We start from the raw sequence: 21,141 nt of genomic DNA, 5'->3' as shown, positions 1-21,141 counted from the left end.
GGCGACCCGCCGCGGAAGAAACTCAAGCGGATATACCGAAGGCGCGACGGACGGTTGTCCGTCGCGCCACCGGAAGGGGTGAAGAGTCGTAACTTTCCCGTACGGTTCGCGTTCGAGCACGCTAGGAAAAGGGGGTGCCCTGCACGGAGATCGGGACGGGCCGGGTCAACTACCGGGGAAAACCCATGGGTTGGGCTGGCACTGGATGCCGTCGATGTCGAGGGACTTGGTCTGCTGCTGCATGATCGGGGCGAGCGCTCCCGGCGTCCGGCAGTTCACGTGGCCGTGTCCGAGCCGGTGGCCGACCTCGTGGTTGATGAGCATCTGGCGGTAGGCGAGCATCTGGCCGGGGCCGTACGTGGCCGAGCCCTGGGCCCAGCGGAACGCGTTGATCATCACCCGGTCCGTGGACGCGGAGTCGCAGGAGACGTTGTCGACGGTGGTGTCCAGCCCGGACTTCGCGCACCACGTCCCGGTGGTCCCGGGGCTGGCCAGGGTGATCACGAAGTCGGCCTCGCCGCCCGGCACCCGCTCGAAGGTCTTCGTGCCGCCGTGGCCCCAGCTGCGGTCGTCGTTGAGGGTGCGGTGGACGGCCTCGGCGAACAGCTGCGGGTCCAGGCCGAGGCCCTGCTCCACATCGACCCGGTAGCGCACGAGTTTGCCCTTGCCGGGGGCCTTGGCCACACCGGGCACGGTGTCGAAGGTGCCGGGCCCGGCGAGCTTCTCGTCGATCGGCAGCTGCTGCGCCATCTTCTGCTCGTACGTCAGCTCCGGCGCGGCCGGCTGCGAGGCCGCGGGGGCGTCCGGCGTCGGACGGCCGTCGGAGCGGGAGGTGGGGGCTTCGGCCCGGCCGTCGTCGCCGGCGGCGAGGGTGCCGTGCTGGGCGATCTCGCCGTGGTGGAGCACCTGGCTCGCAACGACGACGGCGACGACGGCGGTGACGGCCACGGCGGCGGTGACGGTGTAGGTGCGGACCTTGCGACCACGGCCGGAGCCGGAATCGGAACCGGGCTGCTCCGCAACGGCGTCGGCCGGCTTGCGCGGGCCGGGCACGCGGCGGTGCGAGCCGGTGGAGGTGACGGGATCGGGGTCGGGCGTCGGTGCGGGCGTCCGCGCGGGCACCGGCGCCGGTGCGGGCTCCGGCAGGGTGACCTGCGGGAAGCCCACCGCAGGGGTGCCGGAGGCCGGGGTGTCGCCGTGCAGCAGGGCGGTCGCGGTCCGGGCGCGCGGGACCCCGCGCCAGTCCCCGTACACGGAGCCGGAGCCGGAGTCGGGCGAGGCACCCCAGGCGCCGCCGGACTCGTGCTGCTCGGGGTGGCCGCCCGGAACGGGCCGCTGCTGGCGCACGTAACCCTGGTGGGTGACGGTGGGTTCGGGCCACCGCCGGGTGCGCGGCTCCTCGTACGGGAAGGAATCCGCGTACGGGAACGGGTCCTCGCGGGGCAAGGAGTGCTCGTACGACGGGGGCTGCTCGTACGGGAAGGACTGTTCGTACGCCACCGGTTCCTCGTACACCGGCGCCGTACGGGCCGGGGCAGGGGCGGGCGCGGGGGCGGGGTCCTTGCGACTATGTCGTCCCACGGTCCTCAGCCTCTGCCGTCGTCGGTGTCCAGGAGCAGCTCCCGGAAGGCGGATGCCACCACCTCGGGGTACTCCATCATCGCCACGTGCCCGGCCTGCGGCAGGCACAGCAGCCGCGAACCCCGGAAGGCGGCGGCGGCCTTGCGGGCCATACGGTACGAGACCAGTTGGTCCTTGCCACCGTAGACCAGCAGCGTCGGCGCGAGCACCCGCTGCGCCTGGCGCCACAGTCCGTGCTGCCCGCCGAGGGTGTAGGCGTCGACGATGCCGCGCGAGGAGCGGGTCAGGGACTCCCAGAAGTACGGGAGGGCCATCCGCCTCTCCATCTCCTCCACGGCGTGGAGGAAGCCTTCCGGTGTCACCCGCGCGGGGTCCCCGTAGCAGAGCTCCGTCACTCCCCGGGTGCGCTGTTCGGCGGTCAGCCCCTGCGCCAGCCGGCCCAGCAGCGCGCCCATCCCGGGTACGGCGAGGAGCGCGGTCGGTACGGCCGCCCGCTGCACGCGCAGCTCGGGCAGGGCGGGTGAGACCAGCGTGAGCGTGCGCACGAGGTCGGGCCGGACGGCGGCGACCCGGGTGGAGACGGCGCCGCCGAGGGAGTTCCCGATCAGGTGGACCGGCCCGCGCCCGGCGGCGTCGAGGTGCCGGATGACCACGCGGGCGAACGCGGTGAGGGAGTAGTCCCGGTCGGCGGGTGGCGGGGACCAGCCGAAGCCGGGCAGGTCGAGGGCCTCGCCGTCGACGGTGTCCTCCAGCTGGGCCATGAGGTCCGACCAGTTCTGTGAGGAACCGCCGAGTCCGTGGACGAACAGCGCGGGCGGCAGGTCCGCGCGCACGGGCGGACGCACCCGGACGGCCAGTTCCAGCCCGGGCAGCGCGACGGTGCGCAGCTGCTCCCCGTCGGCCACGCGGACGGCTCCCGCCGGGGAGGTCGCCTCGTCGGTGGACCGTACGCCGGGCAGCTCGGTCGAAGACATGCGGGCAATGTTACGAGACGATCACACTCCACTTCTTGTGTTCGCCGTCACAGCGGCATACGGATCCGCATAGCGGGGTATCCGCGATCCTCCTAGGCTCATAGGTGAAGAAGGAAGCGAGGGGAGTGGTATGACTGTCGACCCTGCGGAGCCGGACACCTTCCGGGAGCCGTTTCCCGAATCCATCGACCCCGAGGCCCCGGAGGCGGACCTGGCGGAGCAGCAGACCGAGGTGGGGCCGTCGGAGGACGACGACCGGGTCACCGGGGTGGAGCGCGGCGAGGCCAATGACGGTGACGCGGTCGAGCAGGCGAGGGTGGTGCCACTGGACGAGGACGACTACCGCTGACCAGCGCATCCGACCGGTCCGTACCGCGAGAAAACTCGGCTTGAACCCACCAGATTCGGTTACCGAAAAGTACGATGGCGGCGCGGCGCAGAGCGCACTGTGTTCTTAGAGAAAGTGGGAGGCGGCGTGACAGCCATCGAGCAGACCGAGGCAGCGCGTCCGCGGGGCACGCGACTGCCGCGCCGAGCCCGGCGCAATCAGCTCCTGGGCGCGGCGCAGGAGGTTTTCGTCGCGCAGGGTTACCACGCCGCGGCCATGGACGACATCGCCGAGCGCGCCGGGGTGAGCAAGCCGGTGCTGTACCAGCACTTCCCCGGCAAGCTCGACCTCTACCTGGCGCTGCTGGACCAGCACTGCGAGGCCCTGCTCCTCGCCGTGCGCACCGCGCTCGCGTCGACGACCGACAACAAGCTGCGTGTGGCCGCCACGATGGACGCGTACTTCGCGTACGTGGAGGACGAGGGCGGCGCCTTCCGGCTGGTCTTCGAGTCCGACCTGACGAACGAGCCGGCGGTGCGCGAGCGCGTCGACCGGGTCTCGCTCCAGTGCGCGGAGGCCATCTCGGACGTCATCGCGGAGGACACCGGGCTGTCCAAGGACGAGTCGATGCTGCTGGCCGTGGGTCTGGGCGGGGTCTCGCAGGTGGTTGCCCGGTACTGGCTGTCGAGCGAGAGCCCGGTCGCCCGGGACACGGCGGTCGGCCTGCTGACCTCGCTCGCATGGCGCGGTATCGCCGGATTCCCGCTGCACGGCTCCGAGGGCTGAGCAGCCGTTCGCTGCTGTTCGCTGCCAGCGTGTCCGCTCTGAGCGGTCCGCGTCCCCTCTCCGGGCTAATGTGGACCGCGTACGGCGCGGCTGATCGCGCGAACCGGATCGTCGGAGGGACAAAGCCGTGGAGGTCAAGATCGGCGTGCAGCACGCACCCCGGGAGATCGTGCTGGAGAGCGACCTGAGCGCCGAGGAGCTGGAGACCATCGTCGCCGCCGCGCTGTCCGGTACGGCGCCGCTGCTCAGCCTCACCGACACAAAGGGCCGCAAGGTCCTGGTGCCGTCCGACCGCCTGTCGTATGTCGACCTGGGCGAGCCGAGCGCGCGCAAGGTCGGTTTCGGCGCGCTCTGACGCGGCGGCACGTGACGTGCCGGGAACTGCGTGCAACGGCCTGGTGGTTGAATCCACCAGGCCGTTTCCGTTTCCTCCGCTTCGGGTAGGACCGCAGTGACTCGGTTTGCCCCGACGTGTGGGAGGGATTTCATGCTGCTGATGGAGACGTTCGGTTCGGCTCTGCTGGGGCTCGCCCTGTCCGCGACAGCCGCGCGCGTGCTCGCCAGCCGCCTGCCCGATCCGAGAGTGGTGCTGGTCAGCGGGGTGCTCGGGGCGCTGTTCGGGGCGTATCTGACGCACTTCGCGCTCGGCCCCGGGCACAACACCCTGACCGCGACCTTCATCGGGGCAGTGCTGGTGTCGGCCGTGGTCCTGTCCCTGCTGCTCCGGCCGGCCGCCGGGCCCCGCAGGCCCTCGCACAGGACTCCGTTTTCGCTCCCGTCGCGGGGCTGACCCCTGATCCTGAGCCCCGTCCTGATCCTGAGCCCCGCTCTGATCCTGAGCCCCGCTCTGATCCTGAGCCCCGCTCTGATCCTGAGCCCCGCTCTGATCCTGAGCCCTGATCTTTGACCCTTCACGCACGTCGGCCCCGGCGCGGAACCCTCCGCACCGGGGCCGACGTACGTACGGGCTTCTACGCGGCGAGGCCGAGGGCCGCCATCCGCTTGGTGTGCGCCTTGGTGATCCGGGTGAACATCTCGCCGACGGCCGCGAGGTCGAAGCCCGCGGCCATGCCGTCGACGCCGCCCACCAGCATGGTGGACAGCGCGTCGCGCTCGGCGACCACGCGCTGGGCCTGCGAAAGGGCCTCACCCATCAGCCGGCGCGCCCACAGTGCGAGGCGGCCTCCGCAGCGCGGGTCCGCCTCGATGGCGGCGCGCACCTTCTCCACGGCGAAGTTGCCGTGGCCGGTGTCGTCGAGCACGCCGAGCACGAGGGCGCGGGTGTCGGTGTCCAGGTGCGAGGCGACCTCGCGGTAGAAGTCACTGGCGATCGAGTCGCCCACGTACGCCTTGACCAGGCCCTCCAGCCAGTCCGACGGCGCGGTCTGGCGGTGGAAGTCGTCCACGCCCTTGGCGAACGGCTGCATCGCGGCCGTGGGCTCGGCGTCGATCGCGGCGAGCCGGTCGCGCAGCCGCTCGAAGTGGTGGAACTCGGCGGAGGCCATGGCGGCGAGCTCGGCCTTGTCGTCGAGGGTGGGCGCGAGCTTCGCGTCCTCCGCGAGGCGCTCGAAGGCCGCGAGCTCGCCGTACGCGAGCGCGCCGAGCAGGTCCACGACGGCGGCCCGGTACTGCGGCGAGGCAGAGGCGGTCGCCCAGTCCTGGGCGGCGATGCCCGCGGTTTCGGCGGGGGCGCCGTCGTCGGCGGGCGAGGCGTTTTCAACGGTCGACATGCTCCGCACAATAGCCGTCCGCATGGCGGCCCACGCCACCACACATCCACACCGCCCGTCCACGTAAACGCGCCGAGCCGGTGAATTCGCCCGACACAGCTGCGCGATTCCGGGGTACAGTGGTAATGCGCCTGCCGGATACTCGGCGGGCCATCCGAATGAGGATGCCCGGTCGGTGGCCCGATCGGCTCCAACCGACCCGCCCTCTGCGTGGTGCGTGCGTTCATGTGCCGCCACCCTTGAGGGGCCCCCTCAGCGGCACAAGCGCTTGAGCGAAGGCTTAGTGGTCCCGCGCAGCTTCGTATGTACGTCGCAGTACTGCAAGCCCGGCACGGTACGACCCCCCTCGCCGCCTCGCGCCGCGTCTCACAGAAGAGGCAGCACCCTGACTACGTTCCGAGACCTCGGGATTCTCCCCGAGACCGCCGAAGCCCTTGAGGCCGTCGGCATCGTGTCCCCCTTCCCGATCCAGGAGATGACCCTCCCCGTCGCCCTTTCCGGCACGGACGTCATCGGCCAGGCCAAGACCGGAACCGGCAAGACGCTCGGTTTCGGCCTTCCGCTGCTGGAGCGGGTCACCGTCCCCGCGGACGTCGAGGCGGGCCGGGCCAAGCCCGAGCAGCTGACCGACGCCCCGCAGGCGCTCGTGGTGGTTCCGACCCGCGAGCTGTGCACCCAGGTCACCAACGACCTCCTGACCGCGGGCAAGGTCCGCAACGTCCGCGTGCTCGCCATATACGGCGGCCGCGCGTACGAGCCCCAGGTCGAGGCGCTCAAGAAGGGCGTCGACATCATCGTCGGCACCCCGGGCCGCCTGCTCGACCTGGCCGGTCAGAAGAAGCTCGACCTGTCGCACGTCCGTGCCCTGGTCCTGGACGAGGCCGACGAGATGCTCGACCTGGGCTTCCTGCCCGACGTCGAGAAGATCATCAACTACCTGCCGCCGAAGCGTCAGACCATGCTGTTCTCGGCGACCATGCCGGGTGCGGTCATCGGCCTGGCCCGCCGGTACATGACGCAGCCGACGCACATCCGCGCCACGTCGCCCGAGGGCGAGGGCGTGACCGTCGCCAACATCAAGCAGCACGTCTTCCGTGCGCACAACATGGACAAGCCGGAGCTGGTCTCCCGCATCCTGCAGGCCGAGGGCCGCGGCCTGGCCATGATCTTCTGCCGTACCAAGCGCACGGCGGCCGACATCGCCGAGCAGCTGGAGAAGCGCGGTTTCGCGTCCGGCGCCGTCCACGGCGACCTGGGCCAGGGCGCGCGCGAGCAGGCTCTGCGCGCGTTCCGCAACGGCAAGGTCGACGTGCTGGTGTGCACCGACGTCGCCGCGCGCGGCATCGATGTCGAGGGTGTCACGCACGTCATCAACTACCAGACGCCGGAGGACGAGAAGACCTTCCTGCACCGCGTGGGCCGCACCGGCCGCGCGGGCAACAAGGGCATCGCCGTCACCCTGGTCGACTGGGACGACATCCCGCGCTGGCAGCTGATCAACAAGGCGCTGGAGCTGGACTTCCACGACCCGGTCGAGACGTACTCCACGTCCCCGCACCTGTTCGAGGAGATGAACATCCCGGCCGGCACCAAGGGCGTCCTGCCGCGCGCCGAGCGCACGCGGGCCGGCCTGAAGGCCGAGGACGTGGAGGACCTGGGCGAGACCGGCGGCCGTGGTGGCCGTGGTGGTCGCTCCGGCCCGGCCGCGGCCGTCGTCGTGGCCGAGGAGCGTCCGGCCCGGACCCGTACGCCGCGCCAGCGCCGCCGTACCCGGGGCGGGTCCGAACTGGGCGCCGAGTCCGCCGCCGTCGCCCCCGCGGCCGAGGCTGCGGAGGCTCCGGCCGCCGACGAGCCGCGCAGGCCGCGCCGTCGCCGGACCCGCGTATCCGCCGGTGCCGCGGTCGTCCCGGCCCCCGCCGGCGCGGTGGCCGAGGCCGCCCCGGTGACCGCGGTCTCCGTGGTCGAGGCCGCCCCGGTGGCTGCGGTCGCCGTGGTCGAGGCTCCGGGGGCCGTCGCGGTGGCCGAGGAGGCTCCGGTCAAGCCGAAGCGCACCCGCACCCGCAAGGCCGTCGCCGAGGTCGCCGAGGCGGCCGTGGTCGAGGCCCCGGTCGCGGTGGCCGAGGAGGCCCCGGTCAAGCCGAAGCGCACCCGCGTCCGCAAGGTCGCCGAAGCCGCTCCGGTGACCCCGGTCGCCGTGGTCGAGGAGGCCCCGGAGAAGCCCCGCCGGGCACGCGTCCGCAAGGTCGCCCCGGCCGCCCCGGAGCCGGACTTCCAGATGGCCCCGCCCGTGGAGCCGGTCAAGGCCCGCCGTACCACCCGGACCCGCAAGGTCGCCGAGGCCGCCCCGGAGGCTCCGGCCGCCGCAGTGGCCGAGGACGCTCCGGCCAAGCCGAAGCGCACCCGCACCCGCAAGGTCGCGGCCGCGCCCGAGGCGTAGGCACCGAGGCGCAAGCACGCCGCCGTTCGTACGTCGGCGTGAGCCCGGCGGCGTGAGCACCTCCCGATGGCCCGGTCCCCTGTCGCAGGGGGCCGGGCCATCGGTGCATCCACCTCCGCACCCGTTCGTACGGGCCGGTAACCTCGGGCCCATGAGCAAGCCGCCGCGCCTCACCCTGCCGTCCGTCGCCCGCGCCCGCCGCCTCTCGACCGACCGCGGCGACTTCGCCGTGCACGAGGCGGGGGAGGCCGCCCGCGGCACCGCCCTGCTGGTCCCCGGTTTCACGGGCAGCAAGGAGGACTTCATCGCCCTCCTGGAGCCGCTGGCCGCCGTCGGCTACCGGGTGGTCGCCGTGGACGGGCGCGGCCAGTACGAGACCCCGGGCCCGCGCGAGGAGTCGGCGTACGCCCTGGAGGCGCTGGCGCTGGACCTCCTCGCGCAGGCACGCGCGCTGGACGCCGGGCCCGTGCACCTGCTCGGCCACTCGCTCGGCGGGCTGATCTCGCGCGCGGCCGTACTGCGCGATCCCGCGCCCTTCGCCTCGCTGACCCTGATGAGCAGCGGGCCCGCCGCGATCTCGGAGGAGCAGCAAGCGCGCACCAAGCTGCTGGTGGCCGCCCTGGAGGCGCTGCGCGAGGACATGCCGGCGGTGTGGGCGGCGATGCGGGCGCAGGATCCGGAGGACGCCGTCCCGGACTCTGCGGAGCTGACGGACTTCCTGCGCGAGCGGTGGCTGGCCACCGTCCCCGAGCAGCTGATCGCCACGGGCCGGGCGCTGATCTCGGAGCCGGACCGGGTCGCGGAGCTGGCGGTCGTCCCGCTCCCCAAGCTGGTGCTGTCCGGCGCGGTGGACTACGCCTGGCCGGTGCCGCTGATGGACGACATGGCGGACCGCTTGGGTGCGTCGCGGGTGGTCGTCGAGGGGGCCGAACACTCTCCCAACGCGGAGAATCAGCAGGTCACAGCTGGCGCGCTGGCCGCGTTCTGGGACTCCTGCACCCTGTGGACCACTCACAGTCGTTAGCCAGTGAAAAAATTTCCTTAGCGTAGGGAATGTTTTCCTCCTACACTTCGTTGAACCCTCTGCAAGGAGAAACACCGACGAAGGGAGAAGCCCCGTGCGCTTCGAGATTCTGCGCCTGGACGACGTCGACGGATCTGCCGTGGACAGCACCGTCGTGGACGCGGCCTCCGTCAACCGGATCGTGCAGCAGGCCGCCGCTGTCGGCCAGCGCATTCTGATCCGACCGGCCGAGACGGCGTCCTGCTGACGCCTCACCCACCGCACGCACGTCGACGCCCCCGACACCGATTCCGGTGCGGGGGCGTTCTCGCGTCCTGTGCCGTGCGGTCAGGAGCCCCGGACCACCTGGAGCACACCGTTGATGATCTGCTGGACGGCGATCGCGGAGAGCATCATGCCGGCGAGCCGCGTCACGAGGACCACGCCGCCGTCCTTGATGACGCGGATGATCACCAGCGAGTAGCGCATCGTGATCCACAGGACCACGTGCATGGCGATGATCGCGCACCAGACGGACAGCTGCCCGCTGACGCCGTCGGCCTTCTGCACGGCCAGGATCACGGACACGATCGCACCGGGCCCGGCCAGCAGCGGCATGCCGAGCGGGACGAGGGCGACGTTCACGTCCTTGGTCTGCTTCGGCTCGTCGGTCTTGCCGGTGAGCAGGTCGAGCGCGATGAGCAGGAGCAGCAGACCACCGGCGATCATCAGTGCCGGGACGGAGACGTGCAGGTAGTCCAGGATCTGCTGGCCGCAGACCCCGAAGACCGCGATGACGCCGAAGGCCACGCAGACGGCCTGCCAGGCCATCCGGCGCTGCACCTTCGCGGGGCGGCCGGAGGTCAGGGCGAGGAAGATCGGCGTGATCCCCGGAGGGTCCATAATCACAAAAAGGGTGAGAAAAAGGGATCCGAAGACGGCGAAGTCGAACACAGAGATGCCTTGCAGTGAGGGGTGTGAAGAAAAAGCGGGAAGGGCGGAGCGGCGCTTACGCGCGGACGCCTCCGCCTGCGCCGGGCACGGGGAACGCCCCGGTCGCGCGGCGCGTGATCTCGCCGTAGACCTCGGGATCGGTCGTGAAGTCCCCGAGACGGCAGGTCTTGCGGCTGCCGTGGTAGTCGCTGGACCCGGTGGGCAGCAGCCCGAGGTCCGCCGCCAGGCCGCGCAGACGCGCGCGGGTGGCGGTGTCGTGGTCCATGTGGTCCACCTCGATGCCGTCCAGGCCCGCCGCCGCCAGCTCGGCTATCGCGGACTCCGGCACGCACTCGCCGCGCTTGACGGCCGCGGGGTGGGCGAAGACGGTGACGCCGCCGGCCGCCTTGACCAGGCGGATGGCGTCGAAGGGGTCGAGTTCGTGCTTCTGTGCGTACGCGCGGCCGCCGTCGGCGAGCCAGTCGGGCGTGAAGGCGCCCGAGACGGTGGGTACGACGCCCAGCTCGACGAGCGCGGTCGCGATGTGCGGCCGGCCCACTGAACCCTCGCCGGCGATCCGGGCCACCTGCTCCCAGGTGACGTCCACGCCGAGCGCCCGGAGCTTGCCGACCATGGCCTGGGCGCGGGGGGTGCGGTCGTCCCGTACGAGTTCGCGCTCCCGGGCGAGTTCCGGCTCCTCGGGGTCGAAGAGGTACGCGAGCATGTGCATCCCGACCCCGTCGAGCCGGCAGGACAGCTCGGCCCCGGTCACCAGCGTCAGCCCGGCGGGCAGCGCGGCAAGGGCCTCGGCGTACCCGCCCACGGTGTCGTGGTCGGTCAGCGCGACCACGTCCAGTCCCGCGGCGGCGGCGCCCAGCACCAGCTCGGCGGGGGTGTCCGTACCGTCGGAAGCCGTGGAGTGGGCGTGCAGGTCGATGCGCACAGCCGGGCTCCAGGGTTCGTACGTACGGACGGGGGGCACTCCAGGATAACCGGGCCGGAGGTCCCCCCTGATCAGCGTGCCTACGAGGGGCCGAGGATGCGCGGGCTCAGGGCCCCGCACGGAAGGAGTTCGACCTCGGCTCCCGCGTCGCGGAGGTCGGTGAGGACGAGCTCGTCGTACATCAGGAGGCCGGACTGTTCCGGCCAGACGATCGCCCAGAGCCACAGGCCCCGCGCCTCGCCCGCGAAGACGGCCCGGTCGTCGGGGCTTCCGTTGACGTGCCACAGCGGCGTCGGGCGGCCGGCCGCGACCACCTTGGCGTGCGGCGGAGCCGATACGTCGATGTACGAGCCGGGGTCCGGGCCGTCGATGCCCGCGAACCGCGCGCCGAGTCCCACGCCCAGCTCCTCGGCGACCAGCAGCAGCTCGCCGATGCCGCCGAGCGGACCGGGGCCCGAGCAGGCCACCGCCGTCGCCCGCCCCCCGCTGCGGTCGTCACCGGCCGACGCCACCCCGGTGAACAGCCACCCCACCGGCAGGGGCCACGGCATCCACACCGGCACCTGAGTCCTGTGGACGACCACGCCCAGTCCCTCGACGCTGGGTGGGATCACGGGTTGCAGGGGGTGGACAGTGCCGTGCACGGCGCACTGCCAGGAGTCGGAGAAGAGACCGGGCGCCCTGACCCGGCCACCGCACTTCGGGCAACTCGGTTCGCCCCTCATAAGAAGCCACGCTCCTCCCCGCCCGGCGCGCCGTCAAGACGCGATCACCCGTCCGGGCTCAGTCCAGTGCGACTGCGGTACGCAGAGGATCCCGCAGATCCGTGCCGCGCGCGAGCCAGCGTTCCTGGAGGGCGGCCGCGCCGTGCACCCGTTTCCACGCTGCCTCGTTCGCGGTCATGGGCAGGAGCGGCAGGAACTGCACGGGGTCCATGGGCTCGTCGAGCTCCAGGTCCTCCACCAGACCCCCGGGCTCCGCCACCAGGACGGAGCTGAAGGCGGCCCCGTCCCACAGTGGTTCGCCCACGTCGAGGGAGGCGCCGGGGGCCACGATCAGCCCCTCCACCTGCGGGGAGGCGGCCAGGACCGCGAGCGGCCTGAGGAGTTTGTCGGTGGGCGCGAGTCCGCCCCGTACGGTCAGGACCAGCTCTGCGCGCGGCCCGCGTACGGGGTCCGCGACGACGGCGGTCGGGTCGGTCATCGGGTGCGCGGACATTCCGAGGGTCGCGTACCGCACGAGGTCGCCCTCGGTGAAGCGGAGTACCTCGATGCGGTCGGTGCCCAGGAAGGTGACGGCGGCGCGTGCGTCGGGTACGCCGAACGCGGTGCGCAGCCGAGCCTCCACGAGGGCCAGAATTTCTGCCATGAAGCGAGCATAGAACTCCTATCAGCCGGGTAAAGGGCGGGTCTTGACCATCCGTCGGCTGATAGTGTTGACAGCTGGTTCGGGCCGCACGCAGAAGCGTTGTTTCAAGGCTCCGGACGACAGGACGTCTCTCACGGGGGACCGGCCGGAGGAGGTGGGGCTGCGGTGGATCGAAGTCGATCGTGCAGTACCAATCGCTCTTCCACTTCTGTGCCGGGCGCTTCCTGCCCCCTTTGATCTTCTGATCAGTAGAAGAGCGACGGCAGAACTTTGTCCTCCCGTCCTGCTTCCTTCCGTCCGCCGGGCCTGCCCGCCCGCGCTCCGGAAGGCCTCCCACCCGTACGGTCCGCAGCCGTGCGCGCGAAGGAGCCTGCCATGTCGATGCTGCCCTACATCCGTGCCGCCGTCCGTCCGGCACTGCGCAAGTCCAGCCCGGCCCAGCCCGGATACGACACCACCCGCGACCCGTCGGCGAGCAGCGCCGTGGTCGACTGCGCCGTGTACCGCGACGGCCGACGCGTGCTGGGGCCGGCCTGTCTGACGCCCCGTGAGGCGATCCGCCGGGTCCGCGAGGACGGCGGCTTCGCCTGGATCGGCCTGCACGAGCCGACCGAGGCGGAGTTCGCGGGGATCGCGGCGACCTTCGGCCTGCACCCGCTGGCCGTGGAGGACGCGGTGCACGCGCACCAGCGGCCGAAGCTGGAGCGCTACGACGACACGCTCTTCACCGTCTTCAAGACGATCCACTACGTCGAGCACGCCGAACTGACCGCCACCAGCGAGGTGGTGGAGACCGGCGAGGTGATGTGCTTCACCGGCCCCGACTTCGTCATCACCGTCCGGCACGGCGGTCAGGGCTCCCTCAAGGGGCTGCGCCACCGCCTCCAGGACGACCCGGACCTCCTCTCCAAGGGCCCGTCGGCCGTGCTGCACTCCATCGCCGACCACGTCGTCGACGGGTACATCGCGGTCGCGGCGGCCGTGCAGGACGACATCGACGAGGTGGAGAGCGAGGTCTTCGCCGCGCCGGCGAAGGGCGGTACTCGCGGCGGTGACGCGGGGCGCATCTACCAGCTCAAGCGCGAGGTACTGGAGTTCAAGCGGGCCGTGTCGCCGCTGCTGCGGCCGATGGAGCTGCTGAGCGAGCGCCCGATGCGGCTGGTGGACCCCGACATCCAGAAGTACTTCCGGGACGTCGCCGACCACCTGGCGCGGGTTCACGAGCAGGTCGTGGGCTTCGACGAGCTGCTGAACTCGATCCTCCAGGCGAACCTCGCGCAGGCGACGGTCGCCCAGAACGAGGACATGCGCAAGATCACCTCCTGGGCGGCCATCATCGCCGTCCCCACGATGATCTGCGGGGTCTACGGGATGAACTTCACGCACATGCCCGAGCTCCAGTGGAAGTACGGCTACCCGATGGTGATGGCCTCGATCGTCGGGATCTGCTTCACCATCCACCGCGCCCTGCGCCGCCACGGCTGGCTGTAGCACCGGGGGAAGCACCCCCTACCCTGTCCGCATGACTCTCAGCACGCTCGACCTGGCCCTCGTCGAGGAGGCCACCAAGAAGTCCGGCCTGATCTGGGTCCGCGGCGCCGGGGCCGACCGCGCCCTGTGGCACGCCTGGGTGGACGGCGCGGCCCACGTACTGGGCGACGGGCCCGGCGAGCAGCCGTTCCCGGGGCTGGCCGACGGCGCGACCGTCGAGGTGACCGTGCGGAGCAAGGACAAGGGCGGCCGGCTGGTGGCCTGGACGGCGACGGTACGGGAACTCCCGCCGCGCGGCGAGGAGTGGGCGGCGGCCGTCGCCGAGCTCAAGGGGAAGCGGCTGAACGCCCCCGACTCCGAGGAGATGACCGAGCGGTGGGCGCGGGAGTGCCGGCTGCTGCGGCTGGAGCCGGAGGCGGTGTCGGCCCTGCCGGGCGGCTCCCTGGCCGCAGCCCCGCTGGCCTCGCCGGCGATCACCCGCCGACCGATCCCGGCGCACCTGCCGAAGCTGCTGCTGAAGCGGAAGAAGGCCGCGCGCTAGACGCGACCCCCGCCCTCCCTAGGGCTTGGTCGGGTTGGAACCCTGGCCCGAGCCCTTGGTCTCGCCTTCCTTGGTCTCGCCCTCCTTGGTCGTCGGCAGCTGGGACCCGTAGTCGACGGTCTGGTCCTGGGCGGGCGCGACGAGCGGGAAGGGCTTGCCCCACTCCGCGAGTTCCACCCGGCCGGCGCCCCCCGCGCGCTCCATGAGCAGCGGGTACGGGGTCCCCTCCAGGGAGACCGACAGCTTGCCGCCCTTGCCCGCGTCCGCCGTGACCTGGACCGCGCGGGTGTGCCCGATCTTGGTGTAGGAGCCCTTGGCGAGCTTGCCCTGGAGGCCGAGCAGGCCGTCCAGCAGCACGTCCATGTCGGTGAAGCCGCGGAACTGCTTGTACGAGGGGTCGCCCTCGGGCACCTTCACGTACTTGTCGCCGAGCTTGCCGGCCGAGTCGGATTTGCCCCAGAACGCCGCGCTCGCCTTCAGGTACAGCTGCTCCCCCACCCGCAGCAGCTGGAAGGTGTCGTCCTTGGACTTGACCTCGCCCGAGCCGCCGTCGGACTTCAGCCGCATGTCGACGGTGAAGGACTTGCCGCCGCTCACCAGGGTGCCGGACAGGTGCACCGACTCCGCTTCGCCGGCGGCCGCCTTCGCCTTCGCCTCGATCTTGTCGGCGGACAACTTGCCGACCCCGTTCGTCCCCTCGTCGGGATCGTCCCCGCAACCCGTACCGGTGACGGCGAGGCCCGCGCACAACACACCGATGAACGCGGCCCGGCGCAGCCGCGCGGCAGGGAAGTAGGCGGTCACGTGCGGGTGCCTCTCGTCGGTCCTCTTCGAGCAGCAGGCAGCGTACCTGCCCGTAGGCGTACAGCCACCAGGCCCCCGGGGGGACCCCGGGCGGACTGCCCCACCAGGACGGTTGCCGGTGGCACGGGCTAGCCTGAGGGGCGGCAGGACTGTTGATTGACGCTCTAGGAGGCGCTCGGATGGCTGCAGGCGCCCCGCGGATCTTCGTCTCGCATCTGTCGGGTGTGCCCGTCTTCGACCCCAACGGCGACCAGGTCGGCCGGGTGCGCGACCTCGTGGCGATGCTGCGCGTCGGCGGGCGCCCGCCGCGGCTGCTGGGGCTGGTGGTCGAGGTCGTCAGCCGGCGCCGGATCTTCCTGCCGATGACCCGGGTCACGGGCGTGGAGTCCGGGCAGGTCATCACCACCGGTGTCGTGAACATGCGGCGCTTCGAGCAGCGGCCCACCGAGCGGCTGGTCCTCGGCGAGCTGCTGGACCGCCGCGTGAAGCTGGTCGCGGGCGGCGAGGAGGTCACCGTCCTGGACGTGGCCATCCAGCAGCTGCCGGCCCGCCGGGACTGGGAGATCGACAAGATTTTCGTACGGAAGGGCAAGGGGGGCGCGCTGCGCCGCCGCGGCGAGACCCTGACCGTGGAGTGGTCCGCGGTCACCGGCTTCTCGCTGGAGGAGCACGGACAGGGCGCCGAGAACCTCGTCGCCACCTTCGAGCAGATGCGCCCGGCCGACGTGGCGAACGTCCTGCACCACCTGTCGCCGAAGCGGCGCGCCGAGGTGGCCAACGCCCTCGACGACGACCGGCTCGCGGACGTCATGGAGGAGCTGCCGGAGGACGAGCAGGTGGAGATCCTCGGCAAGCTGAAGGAGGAGCGCGCCGCCGACGTCCTGGAGGCGATGGACCCGGACGACGCGGCCGACCTCCTGTCCGAGCTGCCGGAGGACGACAAGGAGCGGCTGCTCACGCTGATGCAGCCGGACGACGCGGCGGACGTGCGGCGCCTGATGTCCTACGAGGAGCGGACGGCGGGCGGTCTGATGACCACCGAGCCGATCGTGCTGCGGCCGGACGCGACGGTCGCGGACGCGCTGGCCCGCGTACGGCAGGCGGACCTGTCGCCGGCGCTGGCCGCGCAGGTGTACGTGTGCCGGCCGCCGGACGAGACGCCGACGGGCAAGTACCTGGGCACGGTGCACTTCCAGCGGCTGCTGCGGGATCCGCCGTTCACGCTGGTCAGCTCGATCGTGGACACGGGCCTGGCGCCGCTGCGGCCGGACGCGTCGCTGCCGGTGGTGACCAGCTACCTGGCCGCGTACAACATGGTGGCCGTGCCGGTGGTCGACGAGAGCGGTTCGCTGCTGGGCGCGGTGACGGTGGACGACGTACTGGACCACCTGCTGCCGGACGACTGGCGCGAGACGGACTTCCACTCGGAGGAGGTCGTGGGTGGCCACTGAACGGGGGCGCGGCGACCAGTCACGGGAGCGGCGGCGCGAGCAGATCCGGGAGCGGCGCGAGCAGGCGCGGCTGCAGGCGCGCGAGCACGGGCTGGCGGAGGCGGCCGCGGAGCGGGTGGAACGTTCGTCCTTCGAGCGCGGCGAGCGGGCGAAGGCCGGCCAGTTCGGCCCGTCGACCGGCTCGAGCGCGCTGACGCGTTCGCGGGCCCGCCTCGACCTGCCGCGCTCGGCGCGCCGGCGGCTGCTGCCGGAGTACGACCCGGAGGCGTTCGGGCGGCTGTCGGAGCGGGTGGCGCGGTTCCTCGGCACGGGGCGCTTCATCGTCTGGATGACGGTCGTCATCATCGTCTGGGTGCTGTGGAACATCTTCGCGCCGGACGACCTGCGGTTCGACCAGTACCCGTTCATCTTCCTGACGCTGATGCTGTCGCTGCAGGCCTCGTACGCCGCTCCGCTGATCCTGCTCGCGCAGAACCGACAGGACGACCGCGACCGGGTCAACCTGGAGCAGGACCGCAAGCAGAACGAGCGCTCCATCGCCGACACCGAGTACCTGACGCGGGAGATCGCGGCCCTGCGGATGGGCCTGGGAGAGGTCGCCACGCGCGACTGGATCAGGTCCGAGTTCCAGGACCTGATCAAGGAGATGGACGAGCGGCGGCTATTCCCGCAGGAACGTGACGAAGGCGACCGCTGACGGGCTTTCCTGAGCCGTGCTACCGAGCCGTACCATCGGGGCATGGCTACCGACACAAGCTCCGCCGACGCCGCCGCAGTGCCTGAGCAGGACGCGATCCTCGACGCGCTGGCGACGGTGAACGACCCCGAGATCCACCGGCCGATCACCGAGCTCGGCATGGTGAAATCGGTGGAGATCGGCGACGGCGGCGCCGTCGCCGTCACCGTCTACCTCACCGTGTCGGGCTGTCCCATGCGCGAGACCATCACCAAGAACGTCACCGAGGCCGTCGAGCGGGTCGCGGGCGTCACCTCGGTCGCCGTCAGCCTGGACGTGATGAGCGACGAGCAGCGCAAGGAGCTGGCGGCCTCGCTGCGCGGCGGTACCGCCGAGCGCGAGGTGCCCTTCGCCAAGCCGGGCTCGCTGACCCGCGTGTACGCGGTCGCGTCCGGCAAGGGCGGCGTCGGCAAGTCCTCGGTCACGGTCAACCTGGCCGCGGCGATGGCGGCGGACGGCCTGAAGGTCGGCGTGGTCGACGCGGACATCTACGGCCACAGCGTGCCGCGCATGCTCGGTGTGGACGGCCGCCCGACCCAGGTCGAAAACATGATCATGCCGCCGTCGGCGCACGGCGTGAAGGTCATCTCCATCGGCATGTTCACCCCGGGCAACGCGCCGGTGGTCTGGCGCGGGCCGATGCTGCACCGCGCCCTCCAGCAGTTCCTGGCGGACGTGTACTGGGGCGACCTGGACGTGCTGCTGCTCGACCTGCCGCCGGGCACCGGTGACATCGCGATCTCGGTGGCCCAGCTGGTGCCCAACGCCGAGATCCTGGTCGTCACGACGCCGCAGCAGGCGGCGGCCGAGGTCGCGGAGCGGGCGGGCTCGATCGCCGTGCAGACCCACCAGAAGATCGTCGGCGTCGTCGAGAACATGTCGGGCCTGCCGTGCCCGCACTGCGACGAGATGGTGGACGTCTTCGGCTCGGGCGGCGGTCAGAAGGTGGCCGACGGACTGACGAAGACGGTCGGCGCGACGGTGCCGGTGCTGGGCTCGATCCCGATCGACGTCCGGCTGCGCGAGGGCGGCGACGAGGGCAAGCCCGTCGTACTGTCCGACCCGGACTCCCCGGCGGGCGCGGCCCTGCGCGCGATCGCGGGCAAGCTGGGCGGCCGCGCGCGCGGCCTGTCGGGCATGTCGCTGGGCATCACCCCGCGCAACAAGTTCTGATCTGCCGCAAGCACGCGAAGGGGCGCCGCTCGACGAGCGGCGCCCCTTCGCGTGTCCGGCCCGGCTGCCGCCGGCGCGGCCGCTACTCGTACGCCGACAGGTCGCCGATGACCGAGAAGCCGAGGCCGTACGCGCTCATGCCCCGCCCGTACGCCCCGAGGTGCACGCCGCTGCTGGTGGACCCGGCGAGCACCCAGCCGAACTCCGACTCCCGGTAGTGGAACTGCGTCGGCTCCCCGTCCACCGGCAGCGACAGCGTCGACCAGTCCGGCCCCCCGAGATCGTCCGCGAGCTCCCACGCGGCCTCGGTCTGCTGGTCGAGCCAGTCGCTGCGCAGGGAGTGGTCCATCTGCCCGGGCCAGCTGTAGGCCAGCAGCCCAGAGCCGGCCAGCCAGGCCGCTGAGGAGACCGAGGTGGCCTCCAGGGTTCCGGTGCCGTCGCCGCTGCGGCGGACCGGGTTGCTCGCGACGGTGACGACCACCGCGAAGCGCTCCTTCTCGCCGGTGGCGATCTCGCCGCGGGCGGACGGCTCGTCGCCGTGCCCGGTGGATCCGTGCTCGACCGTGCCGTCGGCTCCGGTGCCGACCTGCATGAGCCAGCGGGGGCCGGTGAAGGCCCCGTCCAGCCCGTACCAGGGGAAGTCGGCCGCCAGGAACCGCTCGGCCGTCCGGCGGGCCGCCGGGACGGGAGCGGCGGCCTCCTGCGGCTGTGCTTCGCTCGGCGGGGCGGTCTGCGGCGCGGTCTGCGTTTCCTGCGCGGGTGCGGCGGCGGGGGCGGGTGCTTCGGCGGTCCGCGCCCCTACCCGACTACTGCTCGTCGTCTCCATCTGAGCGGCCTCTCGTTCCGTGGGGTCCGGAACGGCCCGCCCCCCACGGGCGTCCTGGATCCGGACTCATGGAGGATAGCCATCCGACCCCGGATCGCCGGGCAGGTCGCGCGTCAGGTGGCGTCGGCGTCGAAGCGCGCGCGCTGGTCCGCAGCGGGTGCGGCGGACTTCTTCAGCAGGTCCGGGCCGGTGGCGGCGGGGCCGGCGGAGGCCGGTGCGGGGTCCGCCTCCTTGCTGTTGACGGCGTCGGTGACGTCGTTCAGCTCCTTGCGGAGATCGAAGCTGCTGCGGATCTCCTTGAGGTCCTCGTTCTCGGTCAGCTGCTTGCGGATGAAGGTCTTCGGATTCAGGTCCTCGAACTCGAAGTCCTTGAATTCCGGGCCCAGTTCGGAGCGGATGTCATGCTTCGCGCTGTCCGAGAACGCGCGGATCTTCCGGATGACACCCGTCACGTCCTGAATGACCTTGGGCAGCTTTTCCGGGCCGAAGATGAGAATGGCGAGCACGACGATCGTGACGAGTTCGAGTGCGCCTATGTCGTTGAACACCTTGCCGCTCCTCGGCTCTCTTCACTGCGGGCCCCGACACACGGTACCCCAGTGCTCCTAAGAGCCGTTCGCTGATCCGAGGACCACTTCCAGCGTCCGCTCGCGGCCCTCGCGGAGCACGGTGAGGGTCAGTGGATCACCCGGCCGGTGGGCCCTGATCTTGATGATCAGCTCGTCACCGCCGCGCACGCGCTGGCCGTCCACCTTGGTGATCACGTCGCCCGCCTTGACCCCGGCGCGGGCTGCCGGTCCGTCGGCGGTCACGGCCGGCTTGCCGTCCTCGCCCTTGTCCCCGACCCGGGCGCCGTCGCCGGTGTAGTCCATGTCCAGGGTGACCCCGATGACGGGGTGCGTGGCGCGGCCGGTGCGGATGAGCTCCTCGGCGACGCGCTTGCCCTGGTTGATCGGGATGGCGAAACCGAGTCCGATGGAGCCGCCCTGGCGGGCGGGATCGTCCTTGTCGGCGCCCCGGATCGCGCTGTTGATGCCGACCACGTGGGCCTTGGCGTCGAGGAGGGGGCCGCCGGAGTTCCCGGGGTTGATGGGGGCGTCGGTCTGGAGGGCGTCCACGTAGCTGATGTCGCTGCCGTCGCCCTTGTCGCCGCCCGCGGTGACGGGCCGGCCGGTGGCGCTGATGATGCCGGCGGTGACGGTGTTGGACAGGTCGAACGGGGCCCCGATGGCCACCACCGGGTCGCCGACCTTCACGTTCTCGGAGTTGCCGAGGCTCAGCGGCCGGAGCCCCCGTACGCCGCTGACCTTGACCACGGCCAGGTCGTACCCGGAGTCCCGGCCGACCAGCTCGGCGGTGACGCTCTCGCCGGTGCTGAAGGTGACCGCTATCTCCTTGGCGTCGGCGACGACGTGGTTGTTGGTCAGGATGTGGCCCTGCTGGTCGAGTACGAAGCCGGTGCCCGTGCCGCTGCTCGACGCGCCCCGCACGTGCAGGGTGACCACCCCGGGGAGCGCGGTGGCCGCGATGCCCGCGACGCTCTCGGGCGCGCGGCCCTTGTCGGCGACACCGGCCTGGGGCAGCTCCAGGCGGGTGCTGCTCTGCCGCTCGGCGAGCACGCCGACGTAGCCGCCGATCCCGCCGGCCAGCAGGGCGGTGCCCGCGGCGAGGGCCGCGACCTGCCAGAGCCGGAACCCGCGGCCCTGCCTGCCCCGGTCCACGGCCTGCAACGGCTGGTCGCCCCAGGGGTCGTAGCGCACCGCGCGGACCGCCGCCTGCCCGGGGGCCTGTGCCGGAGCCGCGAACACGCCCGCGGACGGGGGCGCGGCCTGGACCTCGCCCTGGGCTTCGCCCTCACCCGCGCCGTCGCCCGCGTCTTCGGCCCGCTGGGAGGGAACCCCTTCGCGGTGCCCGGCCGAACGGCCCTGCGCCGTGCCCTCGGGCCGGCTCCACCACTGTGGAGCCGGATCGGTCTGCTGCCTGTCGGCCATGGGCGCTCCCCGCGTACCTATCCGCATGTGCCGCAGATTCAACCA

At 71.9% G+C, this 21,141-nt stretch carries 23 protein-coding genes; 12 read left to right on the top strand and 11 right to left on the bottom strand.

Annotation, left to right across the window (positions count from 1 at the left end; translation table 11 throughout):
- Positions 1–165 precede the first annotated feature (165 nt).
- Both AB0D48_RS09190 and AB0D48_RS09185 read right to left on the bottom strand, forming a co-directional pair.
- Positions 166–1,581 (bottom strand): DUF3152 domain-containing protein, encoded by a 1,416-nt coding sequence (locus AB0D48_RS09190; protein WP_362392572.1) that lies wholly within the window; start codon positions 1,579–1,581, stop codon positions 166–168.
- 5 nt (positions 1,582–1,586) lie between these two features.
- Entirely contained in the window at positions 1,587–2,555 is a 969-nt protein-coding gene (locus AB0D48_RS09185) for an alpha/beta hydrolase (protein WP_362392570.1), read from the bottom strand.
- 130 nt (positions 2,556–2,685) lie between these two features.
- On the opposite strand from AB0D48_RS09185, the gene AB0D48_RS09180 reads away from it, so the two are divergent.
- From AB0D48_RS09180 to AB0D48_RS09165, 4 genes are all read left to right on the top strand, one after another.
- Positions 2,686–2,904 carry a hypothetical protein gene (locus AB0D48_RS09180; protein WP_362392567.1) on the top strand — a complete coding sequence of 73 codons (219 nt, stop codon included), beginning with the start codon at positions 2,686–2,688 and terminating at the stop codon, positions 2,902–2,904.
- Between the two features lie 126 nt (positions 2,905–3,030).
- A complete protein-coding gene (locus AB0D48_RS09175; RefSeq protein ID WP_215011841.1) occupies positions 3,031–3,669 on the top strand; it encodes a TetR/AcrR family transcriptional regulator in 639 nt (212 codons plus the stop codon).
- 127 nt (positions 3,670–3,796) lie between these two features.
- The gene (locus AB0D48_RS09170; RefSeq protein ID WP_215149754.1) at positions 3,797–4,024 is read left to right on the top strand and encodes a DUF3107 domain-containing protein; all 228 of its coding nucleotides are present in this window, start codon (positions 3,797–3,799) and stop codon (positions 4,022–4,024) included.
- A 135-nt stretch (positions 4,025–4,159) separates the two neighbouring features.
- A complete protein-coding gene (locus tag AB0D48_RS09165) occupies positions 4,160–4,459 on the top strand; it encodes a hypothetical protein (protein WP_362393042.1) in 300 nt (99 codons plus the stop codon).
- Positions 4,460–4,640: 181 nt separating this feature from the next.
- Here AB0D48_RS09165 and AB0D48_RS09160 read toward each other — a convergent pair whose 3' ends face one another.
- The gene (locus AB0D48_RS09160) at positions 4,641–5,399 is read right to left on the bottom strand and encodes a ferritin-like fold-containing protein (protein WP_362392563.1); all 759 of its coding nucleotides are present in this window, start codon (positions 5,397–5,399) and stop codon (positions 4,641–4,643) included.
- Between the two features lie 451 nt (positions 5,400–5,850).
- Between AB0D48_RS09160 and AB0D48_RS09155 the strand changes: the two genes are divergently transcribed.
- The 3 genes from AB0D48_RS09155 to AB0D48_RS09145 all read left to right on the top strand — a co-directional run bounded on the left by AB0D48_RS09155 (position 5,851) and on the right by AB0D48_RS09145 (position 9,107).
- The gene (locus AB0D48_RS09155; RefSeq protein WP_362392560.1) at positions 5,851–7,836 is read left to right on the top strand and encodes a DEAD/DEAH box helicase; all 1,986 of its coding nucleotides are present in this window, start codon (positions 5,851–5,853) and stop codon (positions 7,834–7,836) included.
- Positions 7,837–7,987: 151 nt separating this feature from the next.
- Positions 7,988–8,860, top strand: a complete 873-nt coding sequence (locus AB0D48_RS09150) for an alpha/beta hydrolase (protein WP_362392557.1) — start codon at positions 7,988–7,990, stop codon at positions 8,858–8,860.
- A 94-nt stretch (positions 8,861–8,954) separates the two neighbouring features.
- The gene (locus AB0D48_RS09145; RefSeq protein WP_215149874.1) at positions 8,955–9,107 is read left to right on the top strand and encodes a hypothetical protein; all 153 of its coding nucleotides are present in this window, start codon (positions 8,955–8,957) and stop codon (positions 9,105–9,107) included.
- Positions 9,108–9,187: 80 nt separating this feature from the next.
- On the opposite strand, the gene AB0D48_RS09140 is transcribed toward AB0D48_RS09145, so the two are convergent.
- From AB0D48_RS09140 to AB0D48_RS09125, 4 genes are all read right to left on the bottom strand, one after another.
- The gene (locus AB0D48_RS09140) at positions 9,188–9,793 is read right to left on the bottom strand and encodes a MarC family protein (protein WP_362392553.1); all 606 of its coding nucleotides are present in this window, start codon (positions 9,791–9,793) and stop codon (positions 9,188–9,190) included.
- Positions 9,794–9,848: 55 nt separating this feature from the next.
- Complete coding sequence (locus AB0D48_RS09135) at positions 9,849–10,715, bottom strand: PHP domain-containing protein (protein WP_362392550.1); 867 nt, start codon at positions 10,713–10,715, stop codon at positions 9,849–9,851.
- A gap of 80 nt (positions 10,716–10,795) precedes the next feature.
- The gene (locus AB0D48_RS09130) at positions 10,796–11,440 is read right to left on the bottom strand and encodes a DUF6758 family protein (protein ID WP_362392547.1); all 645 of its coding nucleotides are present in this window, start codon (positions 11,438–11,440) and stop codon (positions 10,796–10,798) included.
- A gap of 58 nt (positions 11,441–11,498) precedes the next feature.
- On the bottom strand, positions 11,499–12,083 hold the full coding sequence (locus AB0D48_RS09125; RefSeq protein ID WP_362392544.1) for a suppressor of fused domain protein: 585 nt from the start codon (positions 12,081–12,083) through the stop codon (positions 11,499–11,501).
- A 375-nt stretch (positions 12,084–12,458) separates the two neighbouring features.
- Here AB0D48_RS09125 and AB0D48_RS09120 point away from each other — a divergent pair, with 375 nt between their 5' ends.
- Together AB0D48_RS09120 and AB0D48_RS09115 are read left to right on the top strand one after the other, a co-directional pair.
- Positions 12,459–13,574, top strand: a complete 1,116-nt coding sequence (locus AB0D48_RS09120; RefSeq protein WP_362392541.1) for a magnesium and cobalt transport protein CorA — start codon at positions 12,459–12,461, stop codon at positions 13,572–13,574.
- A gap of 31 nt (positions 13,575–13,605) precedes the next feature.
- Positions 13,606–14,115, top strand: coding sequence for a hypothetical protein (locus AB0D48_RS09115; RefSeq protein ID WP_362392538.1), 510 nt, complete (start codon positions 13,606–13,608; stop codon positions 14,113–14,115).
- An 18-nt stretch (positions 14,116–14,133) separates the two neighbouring features.
- On the opposite strand, the gene AB0D48_RS09110 is transcribed toward AB0D48_RS09115, so the two are convergent.
- A complete protein-coding gene (locus AB0D48_RS09110; RefSeq protein WP_362392536.1) occupies positions 14,134–14,919 on the bottom strand; it encodes a hypothetical protein in 786 nt (261 codons plus the stop codon).
- Between the two features lie 179 nt (positions 14,920–15,098).
- Between AB0D48_RS09110 and AB0D48_RS09105 the strand changes: the two genes are divergently transcribed.
- The 3 genes from AB0D48_RS09105 to AB0D48_RS09095 all read left to right on the top strand — a co-directional run bounded on the left by AB0D48_RS09105 (position 15,099) and on the right by AB0D48_RS09095 (position 18,279).
- Positions 15,099–16,370 carry a CBS domain-containing protein gene (locus AB0D48_RS09105; protein ID WP_362392533.1) on the top strand — a complete coding sequence of 424 codons (1,272 nt, stop codon included), beginning with the start codon at positions 15,099–15,101 and terminating at the stop codon, positions 16,368–16,370.
- Between the two features lie 115 nt (positions 16,371–16,485).
- On the top strand, positions 16,486–17,067 hold the full coding sequence (locus AB0D48_RS09100) for a DUF1003 domain-containing protein (RefSeq protein ID WP_362393039.1): 582 nt from the start codon (positions 16,486–16,488) through the stop codon (positions 17,065–17,067).
- 96 nt (positions 17,068–17,163) lie between these two features.
- Entirely contained in the window at positions 17,164–18,279 is a 1,116-nt protein-coding gene (locus AB0D48_RS09095) for a P-loop NTPase (protein WP_362393036.1), read from the top strand.
- A gap of 82 nt (positions 18,280–18,361) precedes the next feature.
- Here the strand turns inward: AB0D48_RS09095 and AB0D48_RS09090 are convergent, their stop codons facing one another.
- The 3 genes from AB0D48_RS09090 to AB0D48_RS09080 all read right to left on the bottom strand — a co-directional run bounded on the left by AB0D48_RS09090 (position 18,362) and on the right by AB0D48_RS09080 (position 21,123).
- The gene (locus AB0D48_RS09090; protein ID WP_362392530.1) at positions 18,362–19,105 is read right to left on the bottom strand and encodes a hypothetical protein; all 744 of its coding nucleotides are present in this window, start codon (positions 19,103–19,105) and stop codon (positions 18,362–18,364) included.
- 113 nt (positions 19,106–19,218) lie between these two features.
- Positions 19,219–19,653, bottom strand: a complete 435-nt coding sequence (locus AB0D48_RS09085; protein WP_362392527.1) for a sec-independent translocase — start codon at positions 19,651–19,653, stop codon at positions 19,219–19,221.
- Positions 19,654–19,710: 57 nt separating this feature from the next.
- Positions 19,711–21,123: a trypsin-like peptidase domain-containing protein gene (locus AB0D48_RS09080; protein ID WP_362392524.1), complete on the bottom strand. Its 1,413-nt coding sequence runs from the start codon at positions 21,121–21,123 to the stop codon at positions 19,711–19,713.
- Positions 21,124–21,141: the final 18 nt, after the last annotated feature.

This window comes from Streptomyces sp. NPDC048269, assembly GCF_040652395.1.
GTDB lineage: Bacteria > Actinomycetota > Actinomycetes > Streptomycetales > Streptomycetaceae > Streptomyces.
This window is presented reverse-complemented; position numbering and strand designations above follow the sequence as displayed.

Excerpts from the sequence above, each read along its gene's own strand:
- AB0D48_RS09185 (WP_362392570.1), bottom strand. The coding sequence starts at position 2,555 with ATGTCTTCGACCGAGCTGCCCGGCGTACGGTCCACCGACGAGGCGACC.
- AB0D48_RS09180 (WP_362392567.1), top strand. The coding sequence starts at position 2,686 with ATGACTGTCGACCCTGCGGAGCCGGACACCTTCCGGGAGCCGTTTCCC.
- AB0D48_RS09160 (WP_362392563.1), bottom strand. The coding sequence starts at position 5,399 with ATGTCGACCGTTGAAAACGCCTCGCCCGCCGACGACGGCGCCCCCGCC.
- AB0D48_RS09150 (WP_362392557.1), top strand. The coding sequence starts at position 7,988 with ATGAGCAAGCCGCCGCGCCTCACCCTGCCGTCCGTCGCCCGCGCCCGC.
- AB0D48_RS09130 (WP_362392547.1), bottom strand. The coding sequence starts at position 11,440 with ATGAGGGGCGAACCGAGTTGCCCGAAGTGCGGTGGCCGGGTCAGGGCG.
- AB0D48_RS09125 (WP_362392544.1), bottom strand. The coding sequence starts at position 12,083 with ATGGCAGAAATTCTGGCCCTCGTGGAGGCTCGGCTGCGCACCGCGTTC.
- AB0D48_RS09120 (WP_362392541.1), top strand. The coding sequence starts at position 12,459 with ATGTCGATGCTGCCCTACATCCGTGCCGCCGTCCGTCCGGCACTGCGC.
- AB0D48_RS09115 (WP_362392538.1), top strand. The coding sequence starts at position 13,606 with ATGACTCTCAGCACGCTCGACCTGGCCCTCGTCGAGGAGGCCACCAAG.
- AB0D48_RS09105 (WP_362392533.1), top strand. The coding sequence starts at position 15,099 with ATGGCTGCAGGCGCCCCGCGGATCTTCGTCTCGCATCTGTCGGGTGTG.
- AB0D48_RS09090 (WP_362392530.1), bottom strand. The coding sequence starts at position 19,105 with ATGGAGACGACGAGCAGTAGTCGGGTAGGGGCGCGGACCGCCGAAGCA.
- AB0D48_RS09080 (WP_362392524.1), bottom strand. The coding sequence starts at position 21,123 with ATGCGGATAGGTACGCGGGGAGCGCCCATGGCCGACAGGCAGCAGACC.